Source organism: Haoranjiania flava, from assembly GCF_025631005.1.
Lineage (GTDB): Bacteria > Bacteroidota > Bacteroidia > Chitinophagales > Chitinophagaceae > Haoranjiania > Haoranjiania flava.
The window spans coordinates 108637-127955 of record NZ_JAOTPL010000004.1 but is presented as its reverse complement, the minus strand read 5'-3'; the positions used below and the strand labels follow the sequence as shown (position 1 = coordinate 127955).

Here is a 19319-nt window from a genome sequence, read left to right as displayed (position 1 = left end):
TGGCTAAAATTACAAAAGAATTTTCTTACGGAGCCACTCTGAATATTTTCCACTGGTTGTCTACCAGGGTATACACGATCCTGTCGTGGAGGCGGCTGCTCCTGCCCTGCCAGAACTCAATAGTTTCTGGTTTTATAAGATATCCGCCCCAGTGCGGAGGTTTGGGTACAGCTTCCGGATAGATTTTTTTATAGTTTGCTTCGTTTTCTTCAAGTACGTCCCTGGAAGCTATAATGCGGCTTTGCGGCGAACTCCATGCCCCTATGCGGCTGCCATATGGGCGCGACTGGAAATAAGCATCGCTGGCAGCTTCGTCAATTTTCTCTGCAATGCCTTCAATGCATACCTGGCGTTGCAGTTCTTTCCAGAAAAACACCAGTGAAACTTTGCTGTTCTCAGCTATCTGCCGGCCTTTCTTACTTTCGTAATTGGTAAAAAAAGTAAATCCCTGGTCTGAAAATTCTTTTAATAAAACAATACGTGCGGAAGGTTGCCCGTCAGTAGCAACTGTTGAAAGCGTCATGGCATTTACTTCTGTGATCTTGCTTTCCACGGCTTCATTCCACCATACCTCAAACTGCCGCATCGGCATTTCAAGCACATCTTTCTCACTCAGTTTTTTCAACATATAATCGATGCGGATATTGCCTATCTTCTTTTCCATGAATTATTTATTTTGATTGTTTATGTAAGAAATCTTTCTCCTCTTTGGTGAGTGATGCTAAACCATGCCGGCTGATCTTATCCAATATGCGGTTAAGTTTCATTTCATTGTCATGGTTAATTTCGGCCTGCGTTCTATTGGCAGAACGGGCTTGCGGAGAAAATGCGGTATTTATTGTATGTAAAAAATTATTCATCCAAGCGCCGTGGTCTTTTCCTCTTTGCAGTTGCCTGGTAAAAAGAAAGCCTGCGAAAGCAGCCGCAAAGTAAGCGGCGACCAACGGTACGCTCCGCGCCGTAAGAAAAGTTAAGGCTGCATAGATAGCAGTTAATATCCACAAGGAAAAACCGCCGCGGATAGCGCTGAATATCTTGTAATTCGGTGATAAGGTAGTAACCGCTGCAGCCAATGCAAACACAGGCAAAGAAGAGGTAAGCAGGTAAGTATTTACATGCATTACCCCGGCAACTACCAGGAATACCATGCCCCCTGCAAGCCCGCCGTAAAAATATACCGGGAAGACTCTTTTGGAAGTAAGTAATATTTGCAACAGTGAACCGAAGAACAAGAGCCAGATCATGCTGGTGAGAAAAGGCATAAAGCTTTCATTGGAAAACATATAGGTAACCAGCGACCACGGTTTGCGGATAAACGCGCCGAAGTTTCCCGGCACGGAAAGCCATTGCTGCGGATGGTACTGCAAATCTTCCGGTAGCATTTGTTCGAATTTATTTTTCGACAACGGCAGCCCGTTGATCATTTCAAAAGAAAGAATAAAAACATAGATCACTGCGTTTAAAATGATCAGCTTTAACACGGCATTGCCGTCTGCAAAAGATTTAATTTTATTTTCCATGAAATTTACCTGTAAAAATTTTTGCCCTTCTTATGCCAGTACCACACCAATAAAAAGCCGGTGATAGCCCCGCCGATATGCGCAGCATGCGCTATGCCCGTACTTCCGCCTGATGCACTGGAAAAACCTCCGATCAGATCCAGCACCAGTATGCCTATAATGGCCCACTTGGCTTTAATGGGAATAGGGATAAACATAAGAAATAAAGGCGTGTTGGGAAACAAAAAAGCAAATCCTACCAGGATGCCGTAAACGGCACCGGATGCACCTACCGCCACACTGTAAGAGCCGGTATAATATTGTACGGCCAGGTGTAGCGCTGCTGCGCCCAGGCCGCAAATGAGGTAGAATATCAGAAATTTTTTAGAGCCCCAGAGGTTTTCAAGTACCCTTCCAAACATCCACAAGCCAAACATATTGAACAGAATGTGGTACAATACTATGCCGCCGGCGCTGTTGTATGCAGCATGGGCAAACATGTGGGTAATTACCTGCCAAGGGTGAAACTCAGCAGTTCCTATCGGCCATAAGCCAATATCAGATGTAAAATTGTATGCAGGATCCAGGGCAAGCTGTGCAACCCATACCAGCACATTTATAATAATCAGGTTTTTTACAACCGGGGGAAAGTTTTGATTTAAGGAGTATCTGTTCATCCAAAATATTTTATTGTAAATTATAAAGATTTAGTTTTTAATTTTAGCTGCACCACATTTTCTATATGCAGTGTATGCGGAAACATATCTACAGGCTGCACTTTAGTCACAGTGTATTTAGCATCCAGCAGTTGAAGGTCGCGCGCTTGTGTGGCAGGGTTGCAGCTCACATATACAATCGTTGGCGCTTCCATATCCAGCAGTTTATCTACAAGTTTCTCGTGCATGCCTGCGCGCGGCGGATCAGTGATTACTACATCCGGCTGGCCATGCACAGCAAAGAAATCATCATCACAGATTTTAATGACATCGCCTGCAAAGAATTCAGCATGAGCAATGTTGTTCAGGGCGGCATTTTCTTTGGCATCTTCAATGGCGTCTTCCACCACTTCCACGCCAATTATTTTTTTAGCTTTATCGCTGCAAAAAATACCGATACTGCCGGTGCCGCAATAAAGGTCATACAATACCTGTGATCCGTCAAGTTCAGCAAAATCCCTGGCTACCTGGTAGAGCGTCTCTGCCTGGCGGCTGTTTGTCTGGAAGAAAGATTTCGGGCTTATTTTGAACTTAAAATGTTCCAGCATTTCCGTAATATAGCCATTACCATAATAAGTTAGCGGTTGCTGGTCGTAAAGGCTGTCGTTCTTTTTTTCATTAATGGTGTACAGCAAAGTGGTAATCTGGGGAAACTTTTTCACCAAAAGTTCCAGTAATGCCCCGCGGTTTTCTTTATCTTCATAGCCGAATACTACGTTCACCATCAACTCGCCGGTTGTGGTGTTGCGCACGTGCATGGTCCTGAGCCAGCCGGCATGGTTCCTGATATCATAAAAAGGAATTTTTCTGAGCCGGGCAAAATTGGCGACGAACTTTCGTATTTCATTGGTAGGCTCTGCCTGCAGGTAACAAACATCTATGTCCACAACTTTATCGAAGAAGCCTTTAGCGTGCAGCCCCGCAGCATCCTGCTGTGGTATGTCGCCTGTAAGTTTCATGGCCTGAAAATCTTCGCGGGGGATATATTTTTTAGTGCAGAATGTATATTCCATTTTATTGCGGTAGCGTGTTGTGTCCGTGCATCCGATGATGGGCTGAATTTCAGGCAGGGCAATTTTGCCAATACGCTCCAGGCTGTCTGTTACCTGGCGCTGCTTATAGTGTAGCTGCTTTTCATAAGGAAGGTTTTGCCAGGTGCAACCCCCGCAGGCGCCAAAATGCTTACAGAACGGTTCAATGCGCTCTTTGGCGTAAGAAATAAATTTTACAGGAAAAGCATTTGCCCAGTCTTTTTTATTTTTAGAAAGCTGTATATCTACCACATCTCCCGGAACCACGTTTTCAATAAAAATTACTTTCCCCTCTACACGCCCGATGGATTTACCTTCAGCTGCATAATCTTCCACTAAAATATTTTCCAGGACAATTCTTTTATCTTTTTTTCTGCTCACGCCGCAAAGGTAAAGTTTAATTGAGAATGGAGAGTTGAAATTTGCGTAAATGGGCAAGTAATAATTGATAATCAAAACAAATCTTATTTTGATTATTCGGCTAACGAAAATAAATTAAATTGTCAAGATATATCAGAACGCAACACGGACGGACAATCCATTGTCCATTATCAATTCCACTCAAACGTATGCGCAGTACCTGTTAGATTATTTTTAAGCGATGTGGATATAATATTGTAAATTTACACCTCCAAATTACATCTAAATAATACACCTATTATGATTGATTCTTTCGAAAAAATTGATGTGGAGGTATACAAAACCCCCGATGAAGGCGCCAGGGCAGTTGCTCAGGAAATCGCTGACCTTATCAGAGCCAAACAGGCAAATAACGAAAAATGTGTGTTGGGCCTTGCAACTGGTTCTACCCCGTTGAAATTGTACGAATACCTTATACAAATGCATAAGGAAGAAGATCTCAGCTTTAAAAATGTAGTTACATTCAACCTGGATGAATACTACCCGCTTGAAAAGGAAGCAGAACAAAGCTATTGGAATTTTATGCACGTGAGACTGTTCAATCATATAGATATTGACCCGGATAATATACACCTGCCAAAAGGCGAATGGCCCAAAGACAAGATCAGGCAGCATTGCGAAGAATATGAAAAAGCTATTGACGATGCCGGTGGTATAGACCTACAGATATTGGGCATAGGTAACAACGGGCATATCGGCTTTAATGAGCCTGGCTCCAGCATCCATGCCAGGACAAGGCTGGTAGTGCTTGAGAACTCTACACGAGTTGCTAACCTGAAAGACTTCCCCAACCTGTCTAAAGTACCGAGAATGGCTATATCCATGGGCATCAGCACCATCATGCGCTCTAAGAGAGTGGTGCTTTTAGCATGGGGGCACAAGGCGCCTATCGTTGCCAGGGCTGTAGAAGGTACCGTGACAGAACAGGTGCCTGCCAGCATTCTGCAACAACATCCTGATTGCACTTTTGTAATTGATGAATCTGCGGCTGCGGAGTTGACCAGGTTTAAATCGCCCTGGCTTACGGGCGAAGTAGACTGGAACGACCAGCTGATCAGGAAAGCGGTTGTAAACCTTTCATTGAAACTTAAAAAACCTTTGCTGAACCTTACCGATAATGATTATATTGAAAATGGTTTAGGTGACTTATTAACCGAAAAAGGAGAAGCATACGACATTAACCTGCTGGTGTACTACATGATGCGCGACACCATCACAGGCTGGCCCGGCGGAAAACCAGGAGCTGAATATCCACGCCATCCTGAGCGCCCGGAGCCTTTTCCTAAAACATCTATCATCTTTTCTCCACACCCTGATGATGACATCATCTCCATGGGCGGCACCTTTACACGCCTGGTAGAGCAGGGACACAACGTACATGTAGCCTATCAAACCAGTGGAAACATTGCCGTTACAGATGAATTTGTAACAAGATACCTCGACTTTGCTGTAGGCTTCGATGAGCTTTCCGGAACAGATAGCTCCCACAGCCGCGAGATTATGCAGGATGCTCAGAAATATCTTTCAGGCAAGCAAAAAGATGAATCCGATACACCCGTGATCCGCGAAATAAAAGGCCTGATCAGGAGAACTGAAGCGCGTGCTACTGCCAAATATGTGGGTTTAAAGGAAGACCAGATACACTTTATGAACCTGCCCTTCTACGAAACCGGCCTGATTGAGAAAAAGCCTATGGGTGAAGAAGATATAGCCATCACCATGAAATTGTTGAGAGAAATAAAACCACAACAGATATTCTGTGCCGGTGACCTTGCTGACCCTCATGGCACCCATAAGGTATGCCTGGACATTATATTTGAATCCATAAAAAGAATAAAGGAGCAAGGAGATGAATGGCTGAAAGATTGTTGGGTGTGGATGTATAAAGGTGCATGGCAGGAATGGGATATTACTGAAATTGAAATGGCAGTACCCATGAGTCCTGGACAGGTAAGGCACAAACGCTACGGTATATTCATTCACCAGTCCCAAAAAGACAGCGTACCCTTCCAGGGAAGCGACAGCAGGGAATTCTGGCAGAGAGCAGAAGAAAGGAATGCTAATACTGCTAACCTGTATTCAGAATTGGGGCTTACCAAATACGCTGCTATGGAAGCTTTCGTAAGATGGAAATTTTAATGTAGTAATTTACTGAACTAAACGGGAGGCTGTCTCAAAAGGGCAGCCTCTTGCTGTTTGAAAATTTCAAAACTGCTACCCCCTCTTTACTATAAAGAAAAAGTTGCTTACGCAAAGCGCGCTACCTATAGCCCAGCTTCAGCCTTTCAATAAAATCCTGTACCAGCGGATTTGCGTTAATGATCTTTTGCAGTTTCTCTTCGCTGGTCATCGGGCGTTCGATCACAATGTCTGTATGGTCTACCTCTACACGGAAATGGATGCTGCGGTTGGCAAAAGCTTTTTGTACTTCGTCAGATATGAATGGGCGTTCCTTGTCAATAAAGCCGCCTGAAATGGAACTGTCTACTTTTACAACAAATTCATTTTCGCCGGAAACGGCTAACTGCGCCAGCCTGAAAGCATTGGCAGAGGATTGTTTGGACTGCTTATGCAGCTTTACGGCAAAATCATTCCAGATCTGGGTGAGTTTATTTATTTCCAGCGGGATGGCTTCTGCAATCTCCTCCACATTGTATTCATGGTTGTATTTCTGCCGCAGGCTTTCCAGTAAATTCTTTTTGGAAATACCGTTCGATTCCAATGCAGGTTGTGTTTTCTTTACTTCCTGCTTTAGAGGTTCTGCAGCAGAGTCCGGCTGGTTGCTACTTCCGCCGTAGCTTACAGCAGGTTTCTCCGCTTCTTTTTCTATATATAATCTGGCATCACCATACTCGCGTAGCGCCGGTTTAGCTGCGCTATCTTGTACAGGTATAGTTTTGGCTTTGAAAGGTAAGATGTCAGCAGACCTTATAGCTACCGCATCATTGATCCGTTTTTTTTTTACTAATTGATTGTGCTCTGCCGACAGCTCAATAGCCTGCTGCAGGTAGTTAAGCTTCATCAGTGCCAGTTCTACATGCAGCCTCCTGTTCCTTGCCGTTTTGTAATTGATCTCTGCTTCATTGAGCAGGTTCAATGCACTGAGCATAAAAGAAAGATCTGTTTCCTGTGCCACATGCTGGTATTTATCGCGCATTGTTTCCACTACATCCAGCAACGATATGGCTTTCGGGTTTTTACAAACCATGAGGTTGCGTATAAATTCTGCAAAGCCGTTCAGGAAAATGTCGCCTTCGAAGCCTTTGCGGTTTATCTCATCATACAGCAGCATGGCAGCAGCAAGATCCTGTGCAGACAAGGCTTCCAGCAGTTTAAAATAATAATCGTGATCCAGTATGTTCAGGTGCTCGAGCGTGTTCTGGTAGGTGACTTTACCGTTTGTGAAACTTACTATTTTGTCCAGTATGCTGAGGGCATCGCGCATACAGCCTTCGCTTTTCTCGGCAATGACATGCAGTGCAGATTTATCTGCATCAATATTTTCTTTGGTTGCTATTTCCTGCAGGTGATGAATGGTGTCGTCGTTGGTTATTCTCTTAAAATCAAAGATTTGGCAACGGCTAAGGATGGTAGGCAGAATCTTGTGCTTTTCTGTAGTAGCCAGGATAAAAATGGCGTAATGCGGCGGCTCTTCTAAAGTTTTTAAAAACGCATTGAACGCGCTTGAGCTGAGCATGTGCACCTCATCTACGATATACACTTTATACTTACCGGCCTGAGGCGCAAAACGCACCTGCTCTACCAGTGTCCTGATATCGTCTACAGAGTTGTTAGAGGCAGCATCCAGTTCATGAATGTTTAAAGAAGTACCTTCATTAAAGCTTTTGCAGGAGTTACATTCATTGCATGCTTCCCCATCAGCCTGCGGGTTTTCGCAATTGATGGTTTTTGCCAGGATCCTTGCACAAGTGGTTTTTCCCACACCCCTCGGGCCGCAGAAAAGAAATGCATGTGCGAGCTGGTTGTTTTTAATAGCGTTTTTTAAAGTAGTAGTGATGTGTTCCTGTCCTACAACGGTATCAAAGGTTTGGGGCCTGTATTTCCTGGCTGAAACAACAAAATTTTCCATGGTGCAATTTACATAAATTTCAGCGCAGACGAATACATTTCATTTTTTGTAAAGCTTTTTAATCTGACTAGCAATCAATATTATTTTAAACCGGTTATCTTTGCCGCGTAGATGGCAAAAGATAAACCAAAATACAAGTCCAACACGCAGATATTTGTAGAATACCTTAATTTCGGCACGCAGTTGGGGCTAATGCTGTTTGTGGCGGTATGGGGCGGCAAAAAACTGGATGAAAAACTTCACCTGTCTTTTCCGTTGCTGGTATGGCTGTTTCCGCTGATCGTGATCGCAGGGATGTTCATCAAACTATTCCGCGACACTGCTAAAAAGAAAACTGAAAATGAATAAACTGAATATCAAGAAAGACACCCTGGTACTGGTGATAATTTTTATTGTGATCAATACAGTTGTTCTGGTATTGAACAATACAGGCGTTGGTGTGCCACAGATCAATTATACCGTAGTGCTTATTGCCAACCTGTTGCTTTTCGTACTTACTTTTGTTTCCTACCTGGTACACATAAAATCTGTGAACAATAACAATCCCTATGCTTTTGTAAGAGGCATCATGTCTATGATGATCGTGAAATTACTGGTGCTGGCAGGCGCTGTAATTTTATATCTGTACTTCTTCAAGGAATCTAAAAACGTACCGGCTATTATTGCCGGGCTTGGACTATACATACTTTACAGTGTAATGGATGTGCGCGCAGCATTTAAACTCAGCAGGAACAAAAAGAATGGCTAAGGTTGAGCAACCGATGCAGGCGCTGGCCGCCTATCTTCCGGAAAACTGTTTTGAAGAGGTAGTGAATTACCTGGTGAAATACAAAGTTCACCTTACCATCACCCGTGCACGAAAATCTGTAATGGGAAATTACAAAAGCGCCTATAAAGGCGATAACCACAAGATCTCCGTCAACGGAAATTTAAATAAATATTCCTTCCTGGTCACCCTCTTGCATGAGCTGGCACATCTGCTTACCTTTGAAAAATACGGGTCGCGTGTACAATCGCATGGCAGGGAATGGAAAGCAATTTATTCATGGTTGCTGGCAGACTTTTTAAAGAAACATATTTTTCCGGACGACGTTGTAAAAGCCATCAGTGAATCAATACATAACCCGGGCGCCAGCGCCTGTGCAGAAGACGGGTTAATGCGTGCTCTGCGAAAATATGATGCGCATGCGCCTAATAAAGTATTACTGGAAACGCTACCACCCGGAACACATTTTTTATACAGTGATAAAACTTATAAAAAAGGTAAGAAACGTACCAAGCGATTTGAATGTATAGAAGTAGATTCAAAAAAAATGTACCTGTTCAGCCCGGTTTGTGAAGTGGAAGTTGTAAGATATAAATCTTTTGGGCAGGATAAGTAAATGTTTAACTTTATACACGCTTATTACTTATTAAATCCAATGCCATGCATGAAAAAATTTCTCTTTTTGTCTTGTTGATCTTGGCCTTTTTTTTATTAACCTCTTGCTTTGCAAAACCCATAGCAAGGCAGATACCGCAAAATAATACTACATACCAGGTAGATTATTTATTTGAACATGATGGTTGTAAAGTTTACAGGTTTTATGATATTGGCGAATACGTTTACTTTACTAATTGCAGTGGAAATGTTACAGCACATAGTAAGGACTCATCCGGGCAAAAGAGGATAGTAAATGCGATTTATAAAGACACTGCCTTAATACAAAAATAGATCATCTTTTTGATGCTGTGCAGGCATTGTAAATCTATAGCAAGCTGTTTAACCAACAGCTTCTTTCAATTGCCGCAAAGCTTTTTCCAGTGTACTTCTCGGGCAGCCCACATTCAAGCGCATAAAGCCTGCTCCCTGCGAACCAAAGGTTGCGCCGTCGTTAAGCGCAAGCCCCGCCTGATCTCTGAATAAACAGACCAGTGCTTTATGATCGAGCTGTAACCCGCTGCAGTCAAGCCATACAAGGAAAGAAGCCTGTGGTATCAATGCTTTTATTTGGGGAATATTTTTTTGCAAATATCCCGCTACGAATTGAACATTGTCCCACACATAGGCTGTCATTTCCTTACGCCAGTCGTCACATAGTGTATAAGCCACTTCTGTAGCCAGGTAAGAAAACAAAGTGCCCTGGTCAAGCTCGGCTCTTTTGAGATAATTATAGTAAGATTTCCGCAGGTCATGATTTTTTATAACTGCGTAGGAGCAAACAATACCGGCCAGGTTAAAAGTTTTTGAAGGCGCCATAAAGGTAATGGAATGCTGCGCTGCCTTTTCAGAAACTGTGGCAAAAGGCGTATGCTTATACCCGTTGTGCAATATTTCTGCATGGATCTCGTCTGATATTACCAGCACATTATGCGCAGCACAAATTTCTGCTACTTCCTGCAACACTTCCCTGCTCCAGGCAATGCCAACCGGGTTGTGGGGGTTGCATAAAATAAGTATTTTACATTGCTGCTCTGAAACAATTTTCTTCAGCCCCCCGAGGTCCATGGTGTAGTTTTCGCCATCAAACAGCAACGGATTTTCTACAACAGTTCTGTTCTGCGCCTGCGGCACCAGCCTGAAAGGATGATAAACGGGTGGTTGTATAATAATTTTATCGCCTTCATTTGTGAAATGATCAATAGCCAATCCTATACCCTTCACAATGCCGGGAATGTAGCTCAGCTCTTCGCGCGAAACGCTCCAGCCGTGCTGAGATGACAGCCAGTTTATGATAGCATCATAGTAATTTTTAGAAGGAATAGTATAACCAAAAATACCATGATCAATTCTTTTTCTGAAAGCTTCTATGATCTGTGGCGGCGCTTTAAAATCCATATCGGCAACCCACAAAGGTATCAGCCCTTCCCGGCCGATCTTCATTTTCATGGCGTCTGTTTTGTAGGCATTGGTGCCCCTTCGGTCAATTACTTCATCAAAATTGTATTTGTATTCCATAGCACAAATGTACCGATTTGATTTTTTTAAAAGAGGTGTTTTGTTTTCAAACAGATAAAATTGGCACAAGCTTTCAATTGTCAGCATCTTCTGCATACATTTGCCGTGATGAAGGCTAAAAATCATTACCGCACATTGGGCATACATTATAAAGCGTCAGGCGCCGAGATCAGGAATGCATACCGCAAACTTGCTATGAAATATCATCCCGATGTGAACAGCAGCAAAACCGCGCAAACTATACTGGCTGAAATCAATGAGGCTTACAATGTGCTATCAAACCCCGAAAGAAGAAAACAATATGACCTCTATGAACTGGAAGAGTTTACTGAAGTAAAAGCCTATGAGAAAAACATACGCGATATTTATAAAAAAATAACTGAACTGCGCAGGGATGTGGTAAGAATGGACAGGTACCGCATGGATACCAATGTGGTTTACAGGGAATTAATGCACCAGCTTTCAGACAGGAATATGGAGATCATCAACAACAATGACGAAGCTTTGCTGAGAAAAAATTTATTTGAAGAAGTAATCGGAATTGTTTCTTTTCTTGACTACAGCCAGCAGGTGCCGGTAATGGAACAGCTGAAAAAAATCAACACACCCAGCAACGTGGACAAGCTTGCCAAGCAACAGAAAGCAACTTATTTACTCAATAAATACAAACTGGCCATTGCCATAATTGCTGCATTAATTTTACTAATGCTCCTCTCTGCTGTATTTTAATCCTGCTCTATCAGTTGCACTTCGCTTATACCATCTTTTTCTTTCCACAAAACCTTTACCTTTTGGGAATCGAAAGTGTCGATGGAGCGGCCGATATAATTGGCCTGTATAGGCAACTCTCTCCCAAACCTGCGGTTGATCAGCACACAAAGCTCTACACATTTTGGCCGTCCGAAGGTAAGCAATGCGTCTAATGCAGCGCGTATAGTCCTGCCTGTCCACAATACATCATCTACCAGTACTACAGCTTTGCCTTCAATGCTGAACCTGATGTCGGTTTCGTTGGCCATGTGGAGTTCTTTACGGATATCATCGCGGTAAAAAGTTATATCAAGCCTGCCGTAATCGATTTTGCTGCCATCTACAAGCGGTGATAACGCTTCCACTATCTTGTCGCTGAGAAACCTGCCGCGCGGCTGCAAGCCAATGATCACCGTATTTTCAAGAGACAAATGGTTTTCTAATATTTGATGTGCAAGACGTTGTATGCTCAATTGCAACTGTTCTTCTTTCAGAATTGTTTTGATCATTGTATAACTTTTTCAGCCGGACTCAAATATACTACCTATTTTTATTCAAACAAAAAAGCAAAAAACATATTTGCATATAAATAAACACAGCTTATTTGCTTAAATTCGCTGTTTAAAAAAACAAACATGCATAAATTAAATTTACTGATAGTATTGCTGCTGTTATCTTCCGGAACTTTTGCCCAAAAGAAAAAAGTTGTACCTGCTAAACCCTTTACCAAGCCTGCTCTGGCAGCGCCTAAAACATTTGACGACTCTTTAAGTTACGCTATCGGCATCAGTGTAGGTACTTTTTATAAAAATATGGGCGCAAAGAATATCAACGCGGTTTTTCTGGGCGATGCTGTCAATACCGTGTTTCAAAATAAGCCGGCTCAAATTACAGAGCAGGATATCAACGCTATTTTCAGTAAAGCAGAAGGCATGTTTGCCGAAGAAAAAAACAAACAACAGATCAAATCTCTCGACAGTATTATAGCTGTTAAGTTTCCACAGGCTAAAGTAGTGAAAAACGCCAGCGGACTGCGCTACGAGGTTTTGCGTGCAGGCACAGGCAGGAAACCAGCGCTTACGGACACTGTGGTTTGCCACTATGCCGGCACCCTGGCAGACGGAAAAGAGTTTGACAATTCCTATAAAAGAGGCGAGCCGGTCTCCTTCCCCGTTAACGGTGTTATCAAAGGCTGGACAGAGGCTTTGCAACTAATGCCTGTTGGCAGTAAGTGGCGCCTGTTCATACCTGCCCAACTGGGTTATGGAGAAAGAGGGGCAGGCGGTGGCGAAATACCCCCGGGAGCCGCACTGATATTTGATGTGGAACTGATAAGCATTAAATAAAAATGCAGTACCTTTGCAGTTATTTTTTTTAATTAAATAAACCTATATGTCAACAGGAATAAAAAACGTTGAATTAAACTTACCATATAAAGTTGCCGATATCAGTCTTGCTGACTGGGGCAGAAATGAAATTACGCTTGCAGAAGCAGAAATGCCCGGGCTGATGAGCCTGCGCGAAGAATACGGAGTAGCACAGCCGCTGAAAGGTGCAAGAATAGCCGGTTGCCTGCACATGACCATCCAGACGGCCGTATTGATAGAAACGCTTACTGCACTTGGTGCGGAAGTGCGCTGGTCTTCCTGCAACATTTTCTCTACACAGGATCATGCAGCAGCAGCAGTGGCAGCAGCAGGTGTACCCGTGTTTGCCTGGAAAGGAGAAACCCTTGAAGAAGCCGACTGGTGTATTGAACAAACCTTATTCTTTGGCAGTTATGACAGGCCGTTGAATATGATTCTTGACGACGGCGGCGACCTTACCAATATGGTGTTTGACAAATACCCTGAACTGGTAGCCAACATCAAAGGCCTTTCCGAAGAAACTACTACAGGCGTGCACCGCTTGTACGAAAGGATGGAAAAAGGCACTTTACCAATGCCTGCCATAAATGTGAACGACTCTGTTACCAAATCTAAATTCGACAATAAATACGGTTGCCGCGAATCGGCTGTAGATGCTATCCGCAGGGCAACTGACATTATGCTTGCAGGAAAGCGTGTGGTAGTGTGTGGTTACGGCGATGTGGGTAAAGGTACTGCCGCTTCTTTCCGTGGTGCAGGCTCTATTGTGACTGTTACTGAAATTGATCCTATATGTGCACTGCAGGCATCCATGGAAGGCTATGAAGTGAAAAGGCTAAACACCGTTATAGAAAATGCAGACATCATTATCACTACAACAGGCAACTTCAACATTGTTCGTGGTGAGCATTTCCTGAGAATGAAAGATAAAGCCATTGTATGCAATATCGGGCATTTTGATAATGAAATTGATATGGCCTGGCTGAATAACCACTACGGACGCACAAAAAAACAAATCAAACCACAGGTAGATATGTACCAGGTAGAAGGTAAAGACATCATCGTGTTGGCTGAAGGACGCCTGGTAAATCTTGGCTGTGCTACCGGCCATCCCAGCTTTGTAATGTCTAACTCATTCTCAAACCAAACGCTTGCCCAGATTGAGTTGTGGAACCATGCAGACAGGTACGACAATAAAGTTTACATGCTGCCAAAACACCTTGATGAAAAGGTTGCAGCATTGCACCTGAAAAAATTGAGCGTTGAGCTGGAAACACTTTCAGAAGAACAGGCTAAATACATTGGTGTACAGGTGCAAGGGCCGTTCAAACCGGAATATTACAGGTACTAATCCTTATCCTGTTCAAATATTTTAAAGAGATTACCGCAGAAGTGGTGATCTCTTTTTTAGTTGAATGTATGCCGAAACTGTTGGCTGCAATATCCATTTACTTATCTTTACCGTATGATCACGATTATACACAATCCCCATTGCTCTAAAAGCAATTGTTCCCTGGATTACCTGCAAGATTTAAATTACCCGGTTTCTGTACGCAATTATATCACCAATCCCCTGACTGTTGATGAGCTTGAAGATATCATTGATAAATTAGGCATACAACCTGAGCAGCTTGTCCGGAAGAATGAGCAGCTGTACAAACAGAATTTTGAAGGGAACAATTATTCTGATGAAGAATGGATAAGCATTCTGGCGGAAAACCCGGTATTGATAGAACGCCCAATCATTATCAAAGATGATAAAGCCATTATCGGCAGACCGTTTGAGAAGGTTGCTGCTTTTATGAATGAAGCTAAGTGATCAGCAATTTAAAAATAATAGCTAAAATAATGTTTCCCTATAGGGAAATCATTTATCTTTGAAAAAAGATTCTAAAATGAGTCCAAATTTTGAGGTTGAATTACTACCTGATGCCATTGAGTTTTTAGAAAATCTTGATGATAAAGCAAGAGAAAAAATATATTATAATATTAGAAGATCTCAATGGGTATATGACAATGAACTTTTTAAAAAGCTAAACGAACACATTTGGGAATTTAGAACTTTTTATAACGGGAAAGCATATAGACTTTTCGCATTTTGGGATAAAACTGATGTCAAAAAGACTATAGTTCTTTCTACACATGCAATTCTGAAAAAAACGCAGAAAACACCATTAAAAGAAATTAGAAAAGCCGAGGAAATTAGATTTCAGTATTTAAATAATAAAACACAAAATAAACAACATGTCAACAAATAAATTTAAAACAGTTTCTCTCGATCAAATGATCGACAAGCACATTGGAAAGCCGGGCACAGAGAGACGCGAAGCATTTGAGAATGAATTAAGAATCGATCTCTTGGGCAATGCCATTAAACAGGCCAGAAAAGAACGCAACCTGACACAAGAAGAATTGGGAACATTGGTAGGCGTGCAAAAAGCTCAGATTTGCAAAATAGAAAACAGCGTAAAAAATGCAAGGTTTGAAACTATCCTGAAAGTGTTTGATGCGCTCGGCGCTAAGGTTAATTTCAACGTGGAGCTCAACAATAATAAATTGCCGATTAAAATTTAATAATCGTTTCCTGCCGATTATTGCAACAGCTTAGCCTTACCTGAAAAATCATTCAGAAATTTCTGCAACGGTTTCTGGATCATCATTTTTATCATCGGGTTAAACTCGCCTTCAAATACCATATTCATCATGGTCTGTTGCGCATTGAGGCCCTGCATAAAAATAGATAAAGTAAAATCAAGGTTCGGATTTGCAGATACCAATACTACCTTTTCATTGGCCACCTTTTCCTTTATTTTTAGCTTGATGTCTACCGGCACGCCCTGTATGCCAAATATAAACCCGTCTGCCGTAGCTTCGAACTTATTTACATTATCCGGCATTACCGAACGTATTTTTTCAGGGTTCTCTACAAAGCTGAATAATTCACTCACAGGCTTATTGACTACATTATCTTTACTTTCTAACCGCATATTTACTTCAATGGTTTATCTTACAAAATAACTAATAATTTTGTAAGCATGGCCTTAAACGAAAAATTATTTTGAAAGATTTTATTTCATATTAATTATAATACTTAATTTTAAATGTAAATAACTACGCTAAAAAATTTGTCATAAAAAATACTAAAAATATTAGTTTATTGAGAAATAAGTAGTAAATTTGTTCTATAAAATCGTAAATATTAATTAATCATATGAGCAACGTAGAAAAATTAAAAGCATTAAAATTAACCATCGACAAAATAGATAAAGATTACGGCAAGGGCAGCGTTATGATGATGAATGAAAAAGGCGTGCGCACCATTGACGTGATCTCCACGGGTTCCATCGGCCTTGATACAGCATTGGGCATTGGCGGATTGCCAAGAGGACGTGTAATAGAGATCTTTGGACCGGAGTCTTCCGGTAAAACCACCATTGCTACCCACGTTATTGCAGAGGCTCAGAAAAAAGGCGGCATTTGCGCCATGATTGATGCGGAGCATGCCTTTGATGCCACCTATGCGCAAAAGCTGGGCGTAGATGTAGAAAATCTATACATCTCTCAGCCCGACTACGGTGAGCAGGCATTGGAGATCGCTGACAGGCTGATCCTTTCCGGCGCTATCGATGTATTGGTGATAGACTCTGTTGCAGCGCTTGTACCCAAAAGTGAACTGGAAGGCGAAATGGGCGACAGCAAAATGGGCTTACAGGCCAGGCTTATGAGCCAGGCAATGCGTAAACTTACCTCTACCATTTCCAAAACAAATACCGTTTGTATATTCATCAACCAGTTGCGCGAAAAGATCGGTGTTATGTTCGGTAATCCGGAGACGACAACCGGTGGTAACGCCTTGAAGTTCTACTCTTCCGTGCGCCTGGATATCCGCCGTATTTCGCAGATCAAAGACGGCGACTCTACCCTGGGAAGCCGTGTGCGCGTAAAAGTAGTAAAAAATAAAGTGGCGCCTCCCTTCCGTACAGCGGAGTTTGACATTATGTTCGGCGAAGGCATCAGCAAGATCGGAGAGATCATAGACATGGGCGTAGAGCTGGATGTGGTTACCAAAAGCGGCAGCTGGTTCAGCTACGAATCTACCAAACTCGGCCAGGGACGCGAAGCCGTAAAGCAATTGCTGCTTGACAATCCTGAACTTGCCAGCGAGCTGGAAGCAAAGATCCGCGCAAAACTTGCACCACTGCCCCCTGCACCAAAAGCGGAAGAGAAAGAAGAAAAGAAATAGAATATTTTTAATAGCTTTTTAATAACGGGAGTTGCTTTTTGAGCAGCTCCTTTTTATTTATATTTCAAACGTAGGATTTTAAGAACTTTGTTGTCGAATGTATAGGACTGCCATTTATGACGGAATCAGCAATTATACAACATATAAAGAGCGGGCAAAAGGAAGAATACCGCCACCTGGTAGAGAAATACTATGAAAGGATTTTTTATACAGCTTTAGGATTTTTACACTGTAAGGAAGATGCAGAAGAGATCACAGAAGATGTATTTATCAAAGCATATTATGCTATACCTACATTCAGAGGCGACGCTGCTTTTTCTACATGGATATACAGAATTGCTGTAAACCTCTGCAAGAATCAACTGAAAAAACGCAGGTTGCATAATGCAATTATGGATATTTCAACGCTTAATTTTCTTGCCGATAAAAGTGCCAACCCCCAGAAAGCCCTGGAAAACAAAGACGAAAGCGAGTTGATTGAAAAAGCCATAAGTTTATTGCCCCCTAAACAAAATACGGCATTCGTATTAAGCAAGTACAATGAATTATCGCAAAAGGAAATTGCATCTATCATGAAAATATCAGAAGGAGCAGTTGAACAGCTACTGGTAAGGGCAAAAAATAATCTGCGTAATTACCTGGTAAAAAGATTATAGCAGCATAGGAAAAAAATAATAAAACTGTCTTAATAATAAACAATGGACAATTTCAATAAACATATAGAAAGTCTCATCGACAACTACGTTGACGCTCAAAAGAAAATAAAACCCAATCCTTTTCTTGCAGCGCGGGTAACTTCTAAAATCAATACAAAAGAACCGGCACTCATTCTGCCAGCGTGGCAAAATGCATTTATAGTTCTGGGTATGATCATGTTGATTTTTGTGGGTATAGAGCTCGGAGATCTTTATTACAACTATACATCAATGAGCCTGGGCATCAACGATGCCCACATAGAAAATCTTTCTTACTATTTAAATGAATAAAAATGAGCAGGCAAAAATTATTAATATGGTTAATAGTAGCGCTGGCACTACTCAATATTGCTACAATAAGTACTATTATTTTCCATGTGGTGCAGGAAAAACAGCAGAACCTGCCTGCCATAAATACCGGGAACGGAAATATGCTGAACGGCAGGTTTTTCCGAAACGAAATAGGCTTCAACAATGAACAGATGGAAAATTTCAGGACTTATTATCATCCTTTCAGGGTTCACACAAAAGAAATAGTGGTGGCAATTGATTCTTTAAAAAGCAGGCTTTTCGAAGAGTTACAGGAAGAAAATCCTGATACGCTGATCATAAAAAACCTATCTACACAAATAGGCGACCTGCATGGCACTTTGAAAGAAGTAACCGCTAAATTTTACCTACAAATAAAAGAAACAGCAACCGAAGAACAGAAGCAGGCGTTAAATAAAGCATTCTACCCGCTTTTTGCCAATGAAGCAGGCCCGCGTTGCCAAAACCGGCGTGGCAGAGGTAATAATAGGAATACCAAAAATTAATAACAATAAAATACCAAAAAAATGAAAAAGCTTTTCATGGCAGCACTCATACTGTGTGCATTCACGCAGTTGCCAGCACAAAATGCGCCACAGCGCAATCAACAGGGAACCAGTAAAAATGCTCCGAATTTTGTAGATAAGAACAATGACGGAATCTGTGACAACTACACTCTGCGCGGCCCGCGCAGAGCTAATTGCGGTAATTTTTCCGCAAGAAAAGCGCAGGGACGCAACAGCCAGAACCAGGGAAGGTATTTTACAGACACCAATAAAAATGGCATCTGTGATAACCTGGAAAGAAATAAATAATGTGTACGACATTTGTTAATGTGATGTTGTGATCAAGTGATGAGGTTTTTGTGGATTTGTGTATTTGTTGATCTGTTTAAGTCTTGGGGCTATCTCTCACCGGTCAAACCTCATCGCTCATCATAACTCAGATTAAAACTGCTCTGCGATCTCCGCGTGAGTTCTCTGCGACCTTAGCGTGAAAACTATACCGGCAATAAAAATATATCAACTTATTGCACGCAGAGTGCGCCAAGACTTGCGCAAAGAAGTGGAGTGTGGATGTGTTATCAGTGATCAAGTGATGGAGTTTTTGTGGATTTGTGTATTTGTTGATCTGTTTAGGTCTTGGGCTATTTCTCACTGGTCAAACCTCATCGCTCATCATAAGTCAGATTAAAACTGCTCTGCCATCTCCGCGTGGTTCTCTGCGGCCTTAGCGTGAAAACTATCCCGGCAATAAAAAT

24 protein-coding genes are annotated in these 19319 nt (G+C 42.0%); 16 read left to right on the top strand and 8 right to left on the bottom strand.

The window, feature by feature from the left end:
* Window positions 1-25: 25 nt before the first annotated feature.
* From pdxH to rlmD, 4 genes are read right to left on the bottom strand one after another with little or no spacing between them, the layout of a single operon-like run.
* Complete coding sequence (gene pdxH, locus OD355_RS04390) at window positions 26-664, bottom strand: pyridoxamine 5'-phosphate oxidase (RefSeq protein WP_263037239.1); 639 nt, start codon at window positions 662-664, stop codon at window positions 26-28.
* 7 nt (window positions 665-671) lie between these two features.
* Window positions 672-1520, bottom strand: a complete 849-nt coding sequence (locus OD355_RS04385; RefSeq protein ID WP_263037238.1) for a rhomboid family intramembrane serine protease — start codon at window positions 1518-1520, stop codon at window positions 672-674.
* A 5-nt stretch (window positions 1521-1525) separates the two neighbouring features.
* Window positions 1526-2176 (bottom strand): rhomboid family intramembrane serine protease, encoded by a 651-nt coding sequence (locus OD355_RS04380; protein ID WP_263037237.1) that lies wholly within the window; start codon window positions 2174-2176, stop codon window positions 1526-1528.
* A 20-nt stretch (window positions 2177-2196) separates the two neighbouring features.
* On the bottom strand, window positions 2197-3627 hold the full coding sequence (gene rlmD / locus OD355_RS04375; protein WP_263037236.1) for a 23S rRNA (uracil(1939)-C(5))-methyltransferase RlmD: 1431 nt from the start codon (window positions 3625-3627) through the stop codon (window positions 2197-2199).
* A gap of 279 nt (window positions 3628-3906) precedes the next feature.
* On the opposite strand from rlmD, the gene nagB reads away from it, so the two are divergent.
* Window positions 3907-5805 carry a glucosamine-6-phosphate deaminase gene (gene nagB, locus OD355_RS04370; protein WP_263037235.1) on the top strand — a complete coding sequence of 633 codons (1899 nt, stop codon included), beginning with the start codon at window positions 3907-3909 and terminating at the stop codon, window positions 5803-5805.
* A gap of 121 nt (window positions 5806-5926) precedes the next feature.
* On the opposite strand, the gene OD355_RS04365 is transcribed toward nagB, so the two are convergent.
* A complete protein-coding gene (locus tag OD355_RS04365; RefSeq protein ID WP_263037234.1) occupies window positions 5927-7756 on the bottom strand; it encodes a DNA polymerase III subunit gamma/tau in 1830 nt (609 codons plus the stop codon).
* 111 nt (window positions 7757-7867) lie between these two features.
* On the opposite strand from OD355_RS04365, the gene OD355_RS04360 reads away from it, so the two are divergent.
* Genes OD355_RS04360 through OD355_RS13925 form a run of 4 tightly spaced genes read left to right on the top strand, consistent with a single transcriptional unit; the run spans window position 7868 to window position 9470 of the window.
* Window positions 7868-8104: an AtpZ/AtpI family protein gene (locus tag OD355_RS04360; RefSeq protein WP_263037233.1), complete on the top strand. Its 237-nt coding sequence runs from the start codon at window positions 7868-7870 to the stop codon at window positions 8102-8104.
* Entirely contained in the window at window positions 8097-8504 is a 408-nt protein-coding gene (locus OD355_RS04355; RefSeq protein ID WP_263037232.1) for a hypothetical protein, read from the top strand. Before OD355_RS04360 ends, OD355_RS04355 begins: the two co-directional genes overlap by 8 nt.
* Window positions 8497-9138 carry a SprT-like domain-containing protein gene (locus OD355_RS04350; protein WP_263037231.1) on the top strand — a complete coding sequence of 214 codons (642 nt, stop codon included), beginning with the start codon at window positions 8497-8499 and terminating at the stop codon, window positions 9136-9138. Before OD355_RS04355 ends, OD355_RS04350 begins: the two co-directional genes overlap by 8 nt.
* A gap of 44 nt (window positions 9139-9182) precedes the next feature.
* Window positions 9183-9470 carry a DUF4884 domain-containing protein gene (locus OD355_RS13925; RefSeq protein ID WP_382303460.1) on the top strand — a complete coding sequence of 96 codons (288 nt, stop codon included), beginning with the start codon at window positions 9183-9185 and terminating at the stop codon, window positions 9468-9470.
* A gap of 48 nt (window positions 9471-9518) precedes the next feature.
* Here the strand turns inward: OD355_RS13925 and OD355_RS04345 are convergent, their stop codons facing one another.
* Window positions 9519-10694, bottom strand: a complete 1176-nt coding sequence (locus OD355_RS04345) for a MalY/PatB family protein (RefSeq protein WP_263037230.1) — start codon at window positions 10692-10694, stop codon at window positions 9519-9521.
* 108 nt (window positions 10695-10802) lie between these two features.
* On the opposite strand from OD355_RS04345, the gene OD355_RS04340 reads away from it, so the two are divergent.
* Window positions 10803-11423 carry a DnaJ domain-containing protein gene (locus OD355_RS04340; RefSeq protein WP_263037229.1) on the top strand — a complete coding sequence of 207 codons (621 nt, stop codon included), beginning with the start codon at window positions 10803-10805 and terminating at the stop codon, window positions 11421-11423.
* On the opposite strand, the gene pyrR is transcribed toward OD355_RS04340, so the two are convergent.
* A complete protein-coding gene (gene pyrR, locus OD355_RS04335; RefSeq protein WP_263037228.1) occupies window positions 11420-11953 on the bottom strand; it encodes a bifunctional pyr operon transcriptional regulator/uracil phosphoribosyltransferase PyrR in 534 nt (177 codons plus the stop codon). The two genes, OD355_RS04340 and pyrR, sit on opposite strands and share 4 nt — an antisense overlap.
* Before the next feature lie 126 nt (window positions 11954-12079).
* Between pyrR and OD355_RS13880 the strand changes: the two genes are divergently transcribed.
* The 5 genes from OD355_RS13880 (at window position 12080) to OD355_RS04305 (ending at window position 15385) form a co-directional block, all read left to right on the top strand.
* Window positions 12080-12790 (top strand): FKBP-type peptidyl-prolyl cis-trans isomerase, encoded by a 711-nt coding sequence (locus OD355_RS13880; protein ID WP_317619104.1) that lies wholly within the window; start codon window positions 12080-12082, stop codon window positions 12788-12790.
* Between the two features lie 46 nt (window positions 12791-12836).
* Window positions 12837-14162 (top strand): adenosylhomocysteinase, encoded by a 1326-nt coding sequence (ahcY, locus tag OD355_RS04320; protein WP_263037227.1) that lies wholly within the window; start codon window positions 12837-12839, stop codon window positions 14160-14162.
* A 114-nt stretch (window positions 14163-14276) separates the two neighbouring features.
* Complete coding sequence (gene arsC, locus OD355_RS04315; RefSeq protein WP_263037226.1) at window positions 14277-14630, top strand: arsenate reductase (glutaredoxin); 354 nt, start codon at window positions 14277-14279, stop codon at window positions 14628-14630.
* 58 nt (window positions 14631-14688) lie between these two features.
* Window positions 14689-15069 carry a type II toxin-antitoxin system RelE/ParE family toxin gene (locus OD355_RS04310; RefSeq protein ID WP_263037225.1) on the top strand — a complete coding sequence of 127 codons (381 nt, stop codon included), beginning with the start codon at window positions 14689-14691 and terminating at the stop codon, window positions 15067-15069.
* Window positions 15056-15385: a helix-turn-helix domain-containing protein gene (locus OD355_RS04305; protein ID WP_263037224.1), complete on the top strand. Its 330-nt coding sequence runs from the start codon at window positions 15056-15058 to the stop codon at window positions 15383-15385. The genes OD355_RS04310 and OD355_RS04305 overlap by 14 nt, the downstream gene beginning before the upstream one ends.
* A 17-nt stretch (window positions 15386-15402) precedes the next feature.
* Here the strand turns inward: OD355_RS04305 and OD355_RS04300 are convergent, their stop codons facing one another.
* The gene (locus tag OD355_RS04300; protein WP_263037223.1) at window positions 15403-15798 is read right to left on the bottom strand and encodes a hypothetical protein; all 396 of its coding nucleotides are present in this window, start codon (window positions 15796-15798) and stop codon (window positions 15403-15405) included.
* Window positions 15799-16022: 224 nt separating this feature from the next.
* Between OD355_RS04300 and recA the strand changes: the two genes are divergently transcribed.
* The 5 genes from recA to OD355_RS04275 all read left to right on the top strand — a co-directional run bounded on the left by recA (window position 16023) and on the right by OD355_RS04275 (window position 18873).
* The gene (gene recA, locus OD355_RS04295) at window positions 16023-17054 is read left to right on the top strand and encodes a recombinase RecA (RefSeq protein WP_263037222.1); all 1032 of its coding nucleotides are present in this window, start codon (window positions 16023-16025) and stop codon (window positions 17052-17054) included.
* Window positions 17055-17170: 116 nt separating this feature from the next.
* Window positions 17171-17710 (top strand): RNA polymerase sigma factor, encoded by a 540-nt coding sequence (locus tag OD355_RS04290; RefSeq protein ID WP_263037221.1) that lies wholly within the window; start codon window positions 17171-17173, stop codon window positions 17708-17710.
* A gap of 42 nt (window positions 17711-17752) precedes the next feature.
* Window positions 17753-18040: a hypothetical protein gene (locus OD355_RS04285; RefSeq protein WP_263037220.1), complete on the top strand. Its 288-nt coding sequence runs from the start codon at window positions 17753-17755 to the stop codon at window positions 18038-18040.
* A 2-nt stretch (window positions 18041-18042) separates the two neighbouring features.
* A complete protein-coding gene (locus OD355_RS04280; RefSeq protein ID WP_263037219.1) occupies window positions 18043-18564 on the top strand; it encodes a hypothetical protein in 522 nt (173 codons plus the stop codon).
* A 21-nt stretch (window positions 18565-18585) separates the two neighbouring features.
* The gene (locus tag OD355_RS04275) at window positions 18586-18873 is read left to right on the top strand and encodes a hypothetical protein (RefSeq protein WP_263037218.1); all 288 of its coding nucleotides are present in this window, start codon (window positions 18586-18588) and stop codon (window positions 18871-18873) included.
* Window positions 18874-19319 lie beyond the last annotated feature (446 nt).

Coding starts and splice junctions, on each gene's coding strand:
- pdxH (WP_263037239.1), bottom strand. CDS start 664: ATGGAAAAGAAGATAGGCAATATCCGCATCGATTATATGTTGAAAAAA.
- OD355_RS13925 (WP_382303460.1), top strand. CDS start 9,183: ATGCATGAAAAAATTTCTCTTTTTGTCTTGTTGATCTTGGCCTTTTTT.
- OD355_RS04360 (WP_263037233.1), top strand. CDS start 7,868: ATGGCAAAAGATAAACCAAAATACAAGTCCAACACGCAGATATTTGTA.
- OD355_RS04280 (WP_263037219.1), top strand. CDS start 18,043: ATGAGCAGGCAAAAATTATTAATATGGTTAATAGTAGCGCTGGCACTA.
- OD355_RS04285 (WP_263037220.1), top strand. CDS start 17,753: ATGGACAATTTCAATAAACATATAGAAAGTCTCATCGACAACTACGTT.
- OD355_RS04340 (WP_263037229.1), top strand. CDS start 10,803: ATGAAGGCTAAAAATCATTACCGCACATTGGGCATACATTATAAAGCG.
- OD355_RS04380 (WP_263037237.1), bottom strand. CDS start 2,176: ATGAACAGATACTCCTTAAATCAAAACTTTCCCCCGGTTGTAAAAAAC.
- OD355_RS04345 (WP_263037230.1), bottom strand. CDS start 10,694: ATGGAATACAAATACAATTTTGATGAAGTAATTGACCGAAGGGGCACC.
- OD355_RS04275 (WP_263037218.1), top strand. CDS start 18,586: ATGAAAAAGCTTTTCATGGCAGCACTCATACTGTGTGCATTCACGCAG.
- OD355_RS04350 (WP_263037231.1), top strand. CDS start 8,497: ATGGCTAAGGTTGAGCAACCGATGCAGGCGCTGGCCGCCTATCTTCCG.
- OD355_RS04365 (WP_263037234.1), bottom strand. CDS start 7,756: ATGGAAAATTTTGTTGTTTCAGCCAGGAAATACAGGCCCCAAACCTTT.
- nagB (WP_263037235.1), top strand. CDS start 3,907: ATGATTGATTCTTTCGAAAAAATTGATGTGGAGGTATACAAAACCCCC.
- OD355_RS04355 (WP_263037232.1), top strand. CDS start 8,097: ATGAATAAACTGAATATCAAGAAAGACACCCTGGTACTGGTGATAATT.
- OD355_RS04385 (WP_263037238.1), bottom strand. CDS start 1,520: ATGGAAAATAAAATTAAATCTTTTGCAGACGGCAATGCCGTGTTAAAG.
- recA (WP_263037222.1), top strand. CDS start 16,023: ATGAGCAACGTAGAAAAATTAAAAGCATTAAAATTAACCATCGACAAA.
- arsC (WP_263037226.1), top strand. CDS start 14,277: ATGATCACGATTATACACAATCCCCATTGCTCTAAAAGCAATTGTTCC.
- OD355_RS04305 (WP_263037224.1), top strand. CDS start 15,056: ATGTCAACAAATAAATTTAAAACAGTTTCTCTCGATCAAATGATCGAC.
- OD355_RS04290 (WP_263037221.1), top strand. CDS start 17,171: ATGACGGAATCAGCAATTATACAACATATAAAGAGCGGGCAAAAGGAA.
- OD355_RS04300 (WP_263037223.1), bottom strand. CDS start 15,798: ATGCGGTTAGAAAGTAAAGATAATGTAGTCAATAAGCCTGTGAGTGAA.
- ahcY (WP_263037227.1), top strand. CDS start 12,837: ATGTCAACAGGAATAAAAAACGTTGAATTAAACTTACCATATAAAGTT.
- OD355_RS13880 (WP_317619104.1), top strand. CDS start 12,080: ATGCATAAATTAAATTTACTGATAGTATTGCTGCTGTTATCTTCCGGA.
- pyrR (WP_263037228.1), bottom strand. CDS start 11,953: ATGATCAAAACAATTCTGAAAGAAGAACAGTTGCAATTGAGCATACAA.